The sequence below is a fragment of the Nocardia sp. NPDC055321 genome (genome assembly GCF_053645575.1).
This window is the reverse complement of the sequence record NZ_JBSHMS010000052.1, coordinates 1-12611: the sequence shown is the minus strand read 5'-3', so window position 1 is coordinate 12611 and position 12611 is coordinate 1. Positions and strand designations below refer to the sequence as shown.

General features: G+C 70.4%; 10 protein-coding genes. 6 read left to right on the top strand and 4 right to left on the bottom strand.

The features are described from left to right. The first annotated feature begins 1 nt into the window (after window position 1). The 5 genes from ACWIGI_RS40590 (at window position 2) to fxsT (ending at window position 8426) form a co-directional block, all read left to right on the top strand. Window positions 2–2404: an SAV_2336 N-terminal domain-related protein gene (locus ACWIGI_RS40590; protein WP_454209010.1), complete on the top strand. Its 2403-nt coding sequence runs from the start codon at window positions 2–4 to the stop codon at window positions 2402–2404. Between the two features lie 3 nt (window positions 2405–2407). Beyond that, entirely contained in the window at window positions 2408–3832 is a 1425-nt protein-coding gene (locus ACWIGI_RS40585; RefSeq protein WP_454209009.1) for a chloride channel protein, read from the top strand. Window positions 3833–3927: 95 nt separating this feature from the next. Then, window positions 3928–4092: a hypothetical protein gene (locus ACWIGI_RS40580; RefSeq protein ID WP_454209008.1), complete on the top strand. Its 165-nt coding sequence runs from the start codon at window positions 3928–3930 to the stop codon at window positions 4090–4092. Window positions 4093–4116: 24 nt separating this feature from the next. After that, the gene (locus ACWIGI_RS40575) at window positions 4117–5385 is read left to right on the top strand and encodes an aKG-HExxH-type peptide beta-hydroxylase (RefSeq protein ID WP_454209007.1); all 1269 of its coding nucleotides are present in this window, start codon (window positions 4117–4119) and stop codon (window positions 5383–5385) included. 5 nt (window positions 5386–5390) lie between these two features. Beyond that, entirely contained in the window at window positions 5391–8426 is a 3036-nt protein-coding gene (fxsT, locus tag ACWIGI_RS40570) for an FxSxx-COOH system tetratricopeptide repeat protein (protein ID WP_454209006.1), read from the top strand. Window positions 8427–8513: 87 nt separating this feature from the next. Here the strand turns inward: fxsT and ACWIGI_RS40565 are convergent, their stop codons facing one another. Further along, a complete protein-coding gene (locus ACWIGI_RS40565; protein ID WP_454209005.1) occupies window positions 8514–8831 on the bottom strand; it encodes a LapA family protein in 318 nt (105 codons plus the stop codon). Window positions 8832–9006: 175 nt separating this feature from the next. Here ACWIGI_RS40565 and rlmN point away from each other — a divergent pair, with 175 nt between their 5' ends. Further along, a complete protein-coding gene (rlmN, locus tag ACWIGI_RS40560; RefSeq protein WP_454209004.1) occupies window positions 9007–10119 on the top strand; it encodes a 23S rRNA (adenine(2503)-C(2))-methyltransferase RlmN in 1113 nt (370 codons plus the stop codon). A 66-nt stretch (window positions 10120–10185) separates the two neighbouring features. Here the strand turns inward: rlmN and ACWIGI_RS40555 are convergent, their stop codons facing one another. The 3 genes from ACWIGI_RS40555 to ACWIGI_RS40545 all read right to left on the bottom strand — a co-directional run bounded on the left by ACWIGI_RS40555 (window position 10186) and on the right by ACWIGI_RS40545 (window position 12356). Then, a complete protein-coding gene (locus ACWIGI_RS40555; RefSeq protein WP_454209003.1) occupies window positions 10186–11442 on the bottom strand; it encodes a type II toxin-antitoxin system HipA family toxin in 1257 nt (418 codons plus the stop codon). Beyond that, window positions 11439–11744 carry a helix-turn-helix domain-containing protein gene (locus ACWIGI_RS40550; RefSeq protein WP_454209002.1) on the bottom strand — a complete coding sequence of 102 codons (306 nt, stop codon included), beginning with the start codon at window positions 11742–11744 and terminating at the stop codon, window positions 11439–11441. Before ACWIGI_RS40550 ends, ACWIGI_RS40555 begins: the two co-directional genes overlap by 4 nt. Before the next feature lie 174 nt (window positions 11745–11918). Beyond that, complete coding sequence (locus tag ACWIGI_RS40545; protein WP_454209001.1) at window positions 11919–12356, bottom strand: hypothetical protein; 438 nt, start codon at window positions 12354–12356, stop codon at window positions 11919–11921. Window positions 12357–12611: the final 255 nt, after the last annotated feature.

Here is a 12611-nt window from a genome sequence, read left to right as displayed (position 1 = left end):
GATGGAGTCGAAACTGCTCGAACTCCTCGCAGCGCTCGATGGGCTCGATCTGGACGGCGAACTCATTGCCGAGGCGCTGTGGCTGTCCGAGCACATCGGCGATCAACCCGCGGACCCACCCGCCGCATCGGGGCCATCGCAGCCACCCGACGAACCACCGGCGGCGTCGGCGTGGGCCGCGCCCAGCGTCGACAGCGTCGCGCTCGTGCCCCGGAATCCCTTCGTGGACAGTCTCTCCGGTCGCAGCGGATGGGTGCCCGCGCACAGCGAGGTGGGCGTGCCGGTGCCGTCGCCGCTGGGGGAGAGCGAGCGGATCCGCGCCGAACTGCGGCCGCTCGCCGGGCGATTCCCCGAGCCGCGGCAGCGGATCTTCGACGAGGAGGCGTCGGTGGAGCACACCGCGCGCACCGGAATCCCTTGGCCGGTAACACGATCCGGACTGGTCCGGCAGCGGGACGCCGTCCTGGTCTTCGACCGGCACCCCTCGATGGCCGCCTGGAGCGGGCTGGCCGCCGCGGTGCGCGCGGTGGTGGAGTCGGTCGGGTTCCGGCGGGTGGAGTCGTGGTACCTGGACGAGGACGCCCAGGGCGGGCTGCGACTGGCGGCGGACGTCCGTGCGCCCGCGGATCGCCCGGTCTCCGCGCTGCGCGACCCCTCGGGCCGCCGGGTGATCATGGTCTTCTCCGCCTGCCTCGGAAACGCCTGGGGCTGGGGCGAAGCGGCGGCCGAGCTGGAGGCGCTGGCGACCGCCTCGCCCGTCACGATCGTGCAACCATTGCCTAACAGCTTGTGGGCGCGGACCGGCCTGGACTGGGGGCGCGGACGAATAACACCCATGCTCGCGGACAGCCCGTCTCCTCTGCGCGTGCTCGCCGGGACCGGCGGCCGCACCCTGCCGATCCCGGTGCTGGAACTGACACCGGGCTGGATCGCGCCGTGGGCGCAATTGCTGGCCGGTTACCGGCGGATCGCCGGGTACCCGCTGCTGCAGCGGCCCGAACCCGGCGGCGAGCACGCGCGCCCGGACACCCTCGCCGTGCGCCAGGACGCCGAACTCGGCAACCGTCCCCTGGATCGGGTCCGCCGATTCCGTTCCGCCTCGTCGCCGGAGGCGTTCCGGCTGGCGGCGTGCCTGGCCCAGGTCCCGCTGCTGCTGCCGATCATGCGCCTGGTGCAGCAGGCCGTCCTGCCCGGCACCAAGCCCAGCGTGCTGGCCGAGGTGCTGGCCGGCGGTCTGATCGAGGCCGGCGGGGCCGCGCCGGCCGCGCCCTACACCATGGCCGAGGAGAACCGGTCGTTCGCGTTCCGGCCCGGCGTGGAAGCGATTCTGCGCGAGGCCGTTCCGCGCAGCGAGGCCGCCCGCGTGCTCACCGCGGTCTCGCGCTTCGTGGCCGAGCGGTACGGGGTGCCCGGCCAGGTCTTCCCCGCGACGCTGTCCGATCCGGCCGACAGCGACGGTTCCTCGTTCGCCTATCTGTCCCCGGATGTGCTGCGCCGCATAGCGCCGAACTTTCCCGAGTCCCCGCCCGAACCACCGAACGTGGAACAGCAGCGGCGATACGCCGACCTCGCGCGGACCGCCTTCACCGTCGCCGAATTCGGTGAGCTGGACGAGGCCCTGACCTCCACGCGCGCGGCGCTGGCCACGGTCCCGGTCGGGCACGAGGCCCGCTTCGAACTGCTGCGCATGCTCGCGGTCCTGCTGCACCGGCGCTGGCAGCGCGATCGGGACGCGAACGATCTGGACGAGGCGATCGCGGTGTCCAAGATGGCGATGAAGGAGGGCCCGGACAGCGACGCCGAGTTCGCCGCCTTCGCGACCTTCGTGGGTGAGCTGCTGCTGCAACGGTATTCGGCGGTGGGCGGGGTCGACTACCTGACCGACGGCACCCGCGTGCTGCGCGCCGCCCTCGACGACACCGACCCCGAGGACCCGGTCCGTCCCCGGCTCTGCGAACGGCTGGCGGACGCGTACCTGATGCGGTGCGAGGCCGCGAGTGAACCGCTGCACGGCTGGCAGGCGGTCGATCTGTACGCCGCGGCGGCCGAGTCGATCGAGGACGAGACCGGGGACGCCAATGCGGTACTGCTGCTGAAGATCACGCGCGCCTACCTGCACATCGCCGAGGTCTCCGCGTACCCGGAGGACGATCTCCCGGACCGTGTCATCGAGCAGTTCCGCTACGCGGCGGCGTTGCTGTCGGTGCCACGCACCGCCGAGGTGTACGTGGCCCTGTTGAAGGCGGTGCGGGTTGCGGCCCGGGCCGCCGAGCACGCCGCGGTCCCGGCGGGGCTGCCCGTGCGCATGTCCGAGATCCTGGCGGGGGTCTCGGTCGGAACGGGTATGGGGGAGTTGGCCGATGCGCGCAATGTGCTCGACTCGGTGCGCACCGACTCGGGGTGATCGGTGAGCGATCCACCCGCACCGATACGCCGCCCGGCCACGCGCTGGGCGGCGTTCGGCGTGGCGGTGGTGCTGGTCGGGCTGGGTGCGGGCCTGGGTGCGGTGGCCCTGCGCTACACCCTGCACTGGGCGAGCGCGCTGCTGCTGCGGCAGGTCGTGCCCGCGTATCCCGATGATGCCGGGGGACAGGCGATTCCCACCGGTCCGGTCTCGGGTCTCGGCTGGTTGCTGCCGGTGCTGCTCGCCGCCGCCCTGGCCGCGGCGGCCGCGCTGTCCCGGCTGGGGCCGGGGCATGTCAAGGGCACCGACGGGGTGATCGCGGCCGTGCACGCGCGCGAGCTGGGCGGTCTGGGCGCCGGCGCCGCGACGGCCAAACTGGCGGGCACCGCGGCGACCCTGGGCGCGGGCGGATCGGGCGGAACCGAGGGCCCGGTCGCGGTGATCTCGGCGGCGCTGGCCGGAACCCTCACCCGGCGACTGGGTCTGACGCCGGGGGAGCGCGCGGTGCTGGTCGCGGCCGCGGTGGGCGCGGGGGTCGGCGCGCTGTTCCAGGCGCCGCTGGCCGGGGTGCTGCTGGCCGGGGAGGTGCTGCGCAGGCGCGGCGTCCACTGGCGTGTGGTCCTGGTCGCCGTGCCGGTGACGGCGGTGGCGTTCGGGGTGTTCGCCGTGCTGTACGGCCGTCGCCCGATGTTCGGGTACGCGGACCTCGGCGCGCTCTGGGATCCGGCGTCGTTCGGGCCGCTGCTGGTGGTCGGCGTGGTCTGCGGGGTCCTGGCGCGTCTCTACGCGTGGACCTTTCATCGCGCGGGCGCGTGGACGGCCCGGATCCCGTGGTGGCCCGAATGCACCGCGGCCGCGGCCGGCGCGCTGGTCGGGCTGATCGGGCTCATCCTGCCCGCGACCCTGGGCACCGGCTACGGCGTCGTGGCCGGCGAACTGTCCGCGGTGGCGCTGGCCGCCGCGCCGCTGTGGCTGCTGGCCGTCCTGCCGCTGGTCAAGATCGCCGCCACCTCGATCACCCTGCAATCCGGCGGTGTCGGAGGGGTTTTCGGCCCCGCGATGGTGATCGGCGCGACCGCCGGGGCGCTGTGCTGGCGGCTCGGGACCGAGGTCGGGCTCGAGCTCGGGCCGGCGGCGCTGTTCGTCATGGCCGGGCTGGCCGCCTGTCTGGGGTCGGCGGTGCGGACGCCGATCGCGGCGCTGGTGCTGGCCGGTGAGGCCGTCGGGGCGGTGGTTCCGCCGCTCGGTGTGGCGGTCGCGGTCGCGGCCGCCGTCTGCTGCGCGGGCGCGGTGTCGCTGTTCCCGTCCCAGGCAGAATCCGAATTGCCAAGGGGTTACCGGCAATTGAGTGAAATTCGAAGGCGCTTACCGGCGCTGTCCGTTTCGGTTATGTTGAGAAGTGGTTCGGAAACGACGGGTCCGAAATGAGCCGGGCACGCGCCGGAGTCCGGAACGGGTATCGCGGGCGAATCGGTGGGGAGGGCTATCCGATGCAGGAAGAAATGCTATGCGGCATACCGGATTTGACGGAACTACCGCTGGATCGACTGATCGAATCGGATCGGCCCGACGTGCGCGCGGCCCTGGCGACCGCGCTGAGTCGCCGGTCCGCGCTGGGAATCACGCTCGCGGGGCACAGCCCGCCGCTGCCCGGCCGAGCTACCGGTGATCGCGTGCGATCGGTCTGACCGCGAATGACGGTGGTGTCGACGATGCGTGGATCGGGCCGGCTGGAGACAGTGCTCATCTCGGCCGGGGAGATCGACGCCCTGGCGATGCTGGACGACGACCCGGGCACCCCGGCGTTGATGCGGCGTGCTCGGTCCAGCCGCACCCTGGCGTTTCTCGCGGGTGTGGCGACGGCACTGGGCGAGACGCCGCCCGAGCGCACCGCCCGCGCGGGCCTGGACACGCTGATCGCCGTGCAACGGCTGCGGCCGCGAGTGGTGCGGGATGTCGTGCGCCATCCGCGCTTCGGCGCGTGGGCGGCGATCTGCGCGACCGAGATGCACACCCCCGGCGGCCGGGCCCCCGCCGGTGTCGCGCACCTCGCGTCCTTCGCCGCGACGGCCGCGGCGCGCGCGGGACTGGCAGCGGAACTGGACGTGCCGCGGGTCGGCGACGCGGTGGTGCTGCCCGGACTCGGGTGCTGGAGCGGACATACCGCGCCGATCGCGCGGGTACGCACCGGTCCCGGCGGCGCCGTGCTGCCCGGGCGGGACTGGACGCCGCTGCGCAGGCTCACCGCGCACACGCGTTTCGGCGCGGTCGCGGTCGAATTCGATGATCTGCCGCCCACCGCCTCGGCGTGGCCGGAGGTGGTCCAGCCCGTGCGTGATCCCTGGGAGCGGTGGCCGGACACGGATTTCGAGCGGTGGAACGAGGTGTTCGCCGACGCGCTGGCGCTGCTGTGCGCGGCGGTGCCCGAGCTCGCCGCACCGCTGTGCCGCGGGCTGTACGCGCTCGTGCCGCTGTCCCGGCGGACGTGCCCGTTCACCAGTTCGACCCTGGTCGACGCCTTCGGCACCGCGGCCACGCTCGCGCCGGGCGGCGTGGCGGGCGCGGCCACCGGTCTGCTGCACGAGTTCCAGCATTCCAAGCTCAGCGTGCTGATGGAGCTGACCCCGCTGATCGCCGTGGACGGTCCCGCCGATCTGCCCTCGCCCTGGCGCGCGGACCCGCGGCCGGCCAGCGGTCTGCTGCACGGGATCTACGCGCACGCGGCGGTTGCCCGATTCTGGCGGCGCGCCGCGACCCTCGGTGTCCGCGAGTCGATCCCGAGCCCGGGGTCACTGTTCGAGCAGACGCTCGCGGCGTGCGAGACTCTCACTCGCTCCGGTCGATTGACCCCGATCGGCAGCCGATTCGTGGACATCATGCGGTACACCGTGCTCTCCGATATCGACAGCGCCGGATTCGGGGGCGGTGGCTCGGGTGGCCCGGACTCCGACGACGCGGCGCCACAGCCGGGAAAGGACTGAGACGGGTGTCGTCTCCGGTTTATCGGGTTTCCCCCGGCGAGTCGATCGCCGTTCTGTACGCGCCGGAGGACTCGGTGTGGGCGCTGTGGCTACAGCAGCTCGGCCGGGAAACCGGGCGCGACATCCGAATTCGGCGGCTGGACGCGGCGGGCTCGTTCGATCGGGGCGCGGTGGGCACCCTGATCATGGTGGTCAGCGAGCATCTGCTGCGCGTCGCCGAACGCACGCCCAGCTTCTGGCGCGGGGCCGCGGCCGACGAGCGGCGGCTCGCGGTGATCGTCGGCACCGGGTCGGTGCCCGCGGCGGCGGCACGGATTCCGGCGGTGGACCTGCGTGCCCTGCCCGATGCCGGGCAGGCGCGAGCCAAGGTCGCCCGGGTGCTCGGCCTGCTCGAGCACGTGGCCGCGCCCGAGACCCTGCGCCAGGCCGCGTGGACGCCGGTGGAGTATCCGGGCAGGCAGTTGTTCGTGGACTACCGGTCCCAGTCGGTGCCCGGCTATCAGGCCAAGTGGTTCTACGGTCGCGAAGGCGAGATCGATGAGATGCGCGCCGCGCTCGCCAATTCCGGCGCGGTGGTGCTGACCGGCACGGCCGGCACCGGGAAGTCCTGGCTCGCCGGGGCGTACGTGCACCGCTTCCGCTCCCAGTACGACCTCATCGCCTGGATTCCGGGTGAGAACGGCGTCGCCATGCGCACCGCGCTGGCCCGGCTCGCCGAACCGCTCGGGCTCTCCGATTCGCTGCCGCGCTCCACCGTGTACCGCGATGTCGTGGAGGCGTTGCGGCGCACCGACATTCGCTACCTGATCGTGTACGACAATGTCACCCCGGACGATTCGCGGTACCCGGGGCAGTACCCGCTGCCACGGAAACCGGCGCTGCTGTCGGAGGTGGTGCCCTGGGGCGGGCGCGGGCACGTGGTGTTCACCTCGAAGGTCGCCACCTGGTCCGAGCCGCAACAGATTCCGATTCCGGCGTTCAGCGTCGCCGAGGGCGCGAGTTTTCTGCGCAGGCACGTGGCCGAGCTGGGCGACGGGGTGGCCGAGCAGTTCAGCCGGGTGCTGGACGGCAGCCCGGTGCTGTTGAACGCGCTGGCGCACCTCGGGGCCCGCGGTACCGACACGCTGGACGAAACACTGTTGGACAAGGTGCGATCCGCGCCGCTCACCCTGTTGCGCGGGGCCGGGTACAAACACGCGGGGTCGATCATCGGCGACTCGCTGCGCCCGCTGCTGGACGAGCCGCGCGGCTCCAACGCCTGGGCGGCGGGGGAACTGCTGCGGCTGCTGACCGCGTTCCACGCCGATCAGCCGATCTCGCTGGCGCTGCTGACCTCCGATCTGGACAGCGGCCACCAGGGGCGGCGGCTGTCGGACGAGCTGGCGGCGGCGCTGGGCAACGACAACCGCAGGCGCGTCGTGCTGCAACTGGCCACGCGCGACTCGGTGGCGCAGCTGTGCGCCGATCCGCTGACCGACACCGGGCGGGCGCTGACCATTCACAGCATCCCGTGGTTCGGCATCCACGACTTCCTGCCCAAGGATGTCGCGGAGACGAATCGTCATCTCGCGCACCAGGTCATGTGTGACGCGGATCCGCGGCGCATCGACCGGCCGGCGCTGTGGTTCCGGTACGAATGGCTGTGGCAGCAGCTCGCGCACACCGAGGTGCTCACGTGTGCGCGAGTGGCGCAACCGGATTCGCCGTGCGCGCGACTGCCCGAGCTGATCGCCAACATCGTGCGGGCGCTGCGGGCGCAGGGGGAATTGACCGCGGCCTCGGGGCTCGGGGAGCAGGCGGTCGCCGCCTGGTCGCCGGTGCTGGGCGCCGGTCACATCGGCGTCGTGCGGATTCAGCAGGCCACGGGGAACGCGCTGTGGCAGCTGGGCCGGCTGCAGGAGGCGCTCGGGTACGCGAAGGCCGCGCGCGACGGGGTCGAATCCCAGCGCGGGGAGTACCCCGAGGAATACGTCGCCGCGGGCGATCTGCTCGCCGCGTGCCTGCGCATGTCCGGGGACTGGGAGGGGTCGGCGCGGGTGAATCTGGCCTCGCATGCGTGGGCCCGCACCTGCCTGGGGGACGCCCACCTCGAAACACTGCGCGCCGCACACAATCTGGCGGTCGCCTACCGCATGGTCGGGCGCTTCTCCGACGCGATGGCGCTGGACACCGCCAATTACGAAGCCCTGCGCGGGGATCTGTCGCTGCGCGGGGACGACATGCTGATGCTGCACTGCCTCAACAACATCGCCCGCAATCATCGGGAGCTCGGGCACTACGAGGAATCGGTCGCGGTGCAGGACAAGGTGTTACGACGGTTCCGGGAGCTGGTCGACAATCCGCGGCATCAGCATCTGCTGCGGGGGCGCAAGAACATGGCCGTGTCCTATCGCAAGGCGGGGCGGTATCCGGAGGCGCTCGCGATGCAGCAGGAGGTGCTGCACGATCACATCGCGGTGTACGGGCCCGAACATCCCGAATCGATCGCGGCGCGCACCAACGTGGCCAACGACTTCCGGATGACAGCGGACCCCGCACAGGCGCTGGAATACGCGCGTGAGGCGCATCAGCTGGGTACCGGGCTGCGCAGCGCCCATCCCTTCACGGCGGCGTGCGCGGTGAACTACGCGGCGGCCCTGCGCGCGCTCGGGCGTTCGGGCGAGGCCCTGGCCCTGGACGAGGAAGCAATCGCGATCTTCGTCCGGCGGCTCGGGGAGGATCATCCCTACACTCTGGCCGCGCAGAGCGGGCGGGCCTCGGACCTGGCCGCGCTCGGGCGGCTGGACGAGGCGGTGGAGCTGGGGCGGGACACCCTCGAGCGGTCGCGCCGGATTCGCGGGCCCGAACATCCCTACACGCTCCAGTGCGCGACGAATCTGAGCCTGGATCTGCGCGACAGCGGCGCGGACGAGGAGGCGGGCGCGATCGAGGCCGAGACGCTCGCGGGCTACGTGCTCACCCTGGGGCCCGATCACCCCGAGGCGAAGGCGGCACTCGCGCGGGTGCGGGGTGTCTGCGACGTCGAGCCGCCGCCGATGTGAGGGGTACCCGGCGGCGGACGTGCGCGGCGGCGGCCGCTCGCAGGCCGCGACGGTGGCCGGGTCCTGCCGGCGGGGGGCTTCTTCGCGCTAGTGCGCCTTCTTCGCGGCCCGGCGCAGCTGCAGGATTCGGGTGCCGCCGACCAGCGCGGTGACCAGCGCGCCGACGATGACCGACAGCAGGACCAGGACGCCGATGGGCAGGTTCCAGTTCCAGGCGAACAGCGAGACGTGGGCCTGCTCGAGGTTCTGCAGGATGAAGACCAGCACCACGATGCCGAGGAGCGCGGCGAAGACGAGGCCGACCCAGGCATAGCCCGCGCGGGTCTTGGGGACGCCCCGATCGGTGTTCTTGTCCGTGTGCGGAGTCGGTTCGGCTCCCGGGTTGGGTACGGCGTCGGTGGTCATGATTCGATCATTGCCGATCGCTATGACCGGTGCACGTATTTCGCCCGGTATCTCTGATATGTCGTTTCAGCTCGCCGTTTGCCGCGCGGGCCCGGCCGGATCCGGGCCGACTGTGACGAGCGCATCGCACCCCGACGGCCCGGAACCGGGTTTCGGGTGGAACACTGGAGGGGTTATGACTGCCGCCCCCTTGCCCCTGGTGTTCGACGCCCCCCGCCGTGGCCTGCCGCCGCGGCATCTCGCCGACCTCGATTCGGCCGAACGCAAGGCGGCGGTGGAGGCGCTCGGATTACCGAAGTTCCGCGCCGACCAGATCGCGCGACAGTACTACGGCCGCCTGGTCGCCGATCCGGCGCTGATGACCGATCTGCCCGAGGCCGTGCGCGCCACGATCGGCGAGGCGCTGTTCCCGCAGCTGCTGACCACGGTCCGGCACATCTCCTGCGACGACGGCACCACCCGCAAGACGCTGTGGAAGGCCGGCGACGGCACCCTGCTCGAGTCGGTGCTCATGCGCTATCCGGACCGCGCGACGCTGTGCATCTCCAGCCAGGCCGGCTGCGGTATGGCCTGCCCGTTCTGCGCGACCGGCCAGGCCGGCCTGACCCGCAACCTGTCCACCGCGGAGATCGTGGACCAGGTGCGCGCCGCGGCCGCCGCCCTGCGCGACGGTGAGGTCGCCGGTGGTCCCGGCCGGCTGTCGAACATCGTGTTCATGGGCATGGGCGAGCCCCTGGCCAACTACAAGCGGGTGGTGAACGCGGTCCGCCGGATCACCTCGCCCGCCCCCGACGGCCTGGGCATCTCCCAGCGGAACGTGGTCGTCTCGACGGTCGGCCTGGCTCCCGCGATCCGCAAGCTCGCCGACGAGGATCTCTCGGTGACTCTGGCGGTGTCCCTGCACACTCCGGACGACGAGTTGCGAGACACGCTGGTGCCGGTCAACAATCGCTGGCCGGTGGCCGAAGTCCTCGATGCCGCACGGTATTACGCCGACAAGTCCGGCCGCCGCGTGTCGATCGAGTACGCCCTGATCCGCGACGTGAACGACCAGCCCTGGCGCGCCGACATGCTCGGCAAGAAGCTCCACAAGGCCCTGGGCTCCCGCGTCCACGTGAACGTGATCCCCCTGAACCCGACCCCCGGCTCGAAGTGGGATGCCGCCCCCAAGCCCGTGGAACGCGAGTTCGTCCGCCGCGTGAACGAGCAGGGTGTGCCCTGCACCGTCCGCGACACCCGCGGCCAGGAGATAGCCGCCGCCTGCGGCCAGCTCGCTGCCGAAGGGTGATGTCCGATCGGGCCGAGGTGAAATTCTCGGCCCGGCGGCGAGCAGAATATTCGGGCGCGATAGCGACTACTTGCCGGTCGGTGCGATCTCGATTCGGCGCTCGGTCAGCAGCCTCGCCAAATGGCGAGTTGTTTTGTCGTCGAAACCGATTGTCGTGACCTGTCCGATCCAGGGTTCGGCGGCATCGACGATGCGGGCCATGCTGCGGCGGAGGGCTCGCTGTGAAACCCCGAGCCGCGTAGCGGCTTCCGACCACCAGCGGTAGCCGAGTTTGCCGTCTCGACCGTACAGTTGTAGTGCCATCGGATCCTGCCAACTCAGATACGGTTGCGTGGTGAGCAGATCGTAGGCGGGGGTCAGCTCCCATATTCCGTTGGGTGCCTGCCGGATCGACAGATTCTTGGCATGGAGATCCCCGTTGCCGATGAGGTAGCTGAACGCCGCGATCTCGAGGACCTGCAGCGTCGCCAGCGGACCGGAACCCATGCCGAGTGACACCGCGTCGGCAAGGCCCGTGATGGCCTCCTGCAACGAGACGCGATACTTCGCTGCCGGGTACCTTCCCAGGATCTGGCACGCGTCCTCCTGCGCGAGCCGTCGGACCTCCCCGCCTTCGATGACTCGATCGAACCTGTCGACGAAGAGTGCGGGGACCCCGTTCCGATCGGTGGCCAGGTGGTGAGTGGGTGTTCGTATGCCGCAGGCGGCGGCCATGTCGAGGAAGAAGTTCTCGTTCTCGACCAGGTGTGGATGATCCGGTGGATTGAGTTTGAGGATCGCCGGCCCGCTCCGGGTGGTGATCGGAGTCGAGATCATTTGCGCCGATACCTTGATCTGGACGCCTGGCAGCGCCGTTCGATCCAGGTCGTCCGGATCGGCCGACGTCGCGCGGGTGAACAGGGTGGCGAAGTCCGCGTCGGTGGTGTCCGCCGTTTCGAACAGCGGTTGTGGCTCAACGGGATTCGCCCCGGTTGGGAGTACCCGTACGTCGCCGATCGTATCGGCGCCCACGGCCAGGAGCAGGCTGAGATGATCGTCCTCGCTCGTTCGTGTTGCCGTGGTGATCGCGGTCAGGCGCAAACCCTCGGGCAGCAGGCCCGCGAAGAATGCGGGCACCGATCCGCCTGTCGCGCGAAAACGCCTGTTCTGCTTCGGCAACGTGAAGGCGACGGGAGGGGCCGCTGGGTCGTTGAGGTAGTCGGCGTCGTAGGCGAATACGACGTCGTCACGTTCGCGGCGGAGCTGCCCGGCGAGGCGATCGGACTTGTACACGTCAGCTACGTCGACGTCCCTGAGCCGTGCGAGGTCGATCGGCTCGGTCATATCGAACCGTCCTCGGTCGTGTGCAGCGCGACCGCGCGCGGGGGAAGCGATCGTGTGTCCGCCAACGGCATGCTGACCAGGGTCAGTCCGAGGGCATCGAGGATTCGTAACGACGTGGTGAGGGTCGGAGACGTTCGACCGGCTTCGAGATTGCGGACGGACGACAGGCCGACGTCTGCCAGGTCGGCCAGATCGAGTTGAGTCAGTCGCAGGGCGAGTCGGCGCTCGGTGATGGAGGCGCCGAAATCGACGAGTGGTCCGGCTGTGCCGGACGTTGGACGGCGCCGGGGTGTCGATCGCATGGAACCTCCTATCGTTGCTATCGCAATGATAAAGCCGAGCGTGCCGCCAAAGTTCGAGGGAACCGCCGACCTTCGCGGCTTAGCGTTGCTATAGCAACGATAGCGTGCGAGATCGCCCGCGATCGACCACTTTGCCCGGTCTATCGTTGCGATGGCAACGATAAGAGGTATCGGCTACACCGGAACGATCGTCGCGACTATCTCGTGGATCGTGCCGTCAGGGATACGGAACGTCTCGGTGATGTCGACCGTCATCAGGGTGATGCCTACCACGCCGGAGTCGAGGAGGTAGCGGGCCGTCACCACGTCGCCTTCCTCGGTCATATGTAGGTCGCGGACCGTTTGGATGATTTTGTACTGGAGGCCATGGTTCAGGTCGTGGGCCAACTGGGGGCCCGAATAGCCGGTTTGCAGGCCGGCCTCGACGCGGGTGGCGTTGGGGGCGAAGGGGACATCGCTCGCGTCGTGGGAGACGAGGGCGTCTATGTAGGCGCGGCTGATCGCCTGGCGGGGAGTGTCGCCGGGGGTCGGGGCCGCGGTGGCGAGTCCCGGACCCAGGGCGAGAGTGGCTGCGGCCGTCACCGACAGAACTGCAACCTGTTGTAATTTCATGCGCTGAATGCTGTCTCGAGACGCGCTCTCACGCAATCGAATCGGGTGAAAAACCAAGCGGCTCGGTCGCCTTCGGCATCCGCGACAGCAGATGGGTGGCCGACAGGTCCGATTCGGAGGGACCGTTGAAGGTCTCGGGAAGCCGAGGTGGTGGGATAGAGGGGTTCCCGCGGAATCACCCCAAAAAACGGCGGGCGGCGCGGGCCCTCCCACACCATGAAAAAAAAAAAAAAACACACAAAAATAAAAAAAAGC

What these genes read in the sequence shown, in the direction of transcription:
- ACWIGI_RS40550 (WP_454209002.1), bottom strand. Translation starts at nt 11,744, where the DNA reads ATGCGATCGACACCCCGGCGCCGTCCAACGTCCGGCACAGCCGGACCA.
- ACWIGI_RS40555 (WP_454209003.1), bottom strand. Translation starts at nt 11,442, where the DNA reads ATGACCGAGCCGATCGACCTCGCACGGCTCAGGGACGTCGACGTAGCT.
- ACWIGI_RS40545 (WP_454209001.1), bottom strand. Translation starts at nt 12,356, where the DNA reads ATGAAATTACAACAGGTTGCAGTTCTGTCGGTGACGGCCGCAGCCACT.
- ACWIGI_RS40565 (WP_454209005.1), bottom strand. Translation starts at nt 8,831, where the DNA reads ATGACCACCGACGCCGTACCCAACCCGGGAGCCGAACCGACTCCGCAC.
- ACWIGI_RS40590 (WP_454209010.1), top strand. Translation starts at nt 2, where the DNA reads ATGGAGTCGAAACTGCTCGAACTCCTCGCAGCGCTCGATGGGCTCGAT.
- ACWIGI_RS40575 (WP_454209007.1), top strand. Translation starts at nt 4,117, where the DNA reads ATGCGTGGATCGGGCCGGCTGGAGACAGTGCTCATCTCGGCCGGGGAG.
- rlmN (WP_454209004.1), top strand. Translation starts at nt 9,007, where the DNA reads ATGACTGCCGCCCCCTTGCCCCTGGTGTTCGACGCCCCCCGCCGTGGC.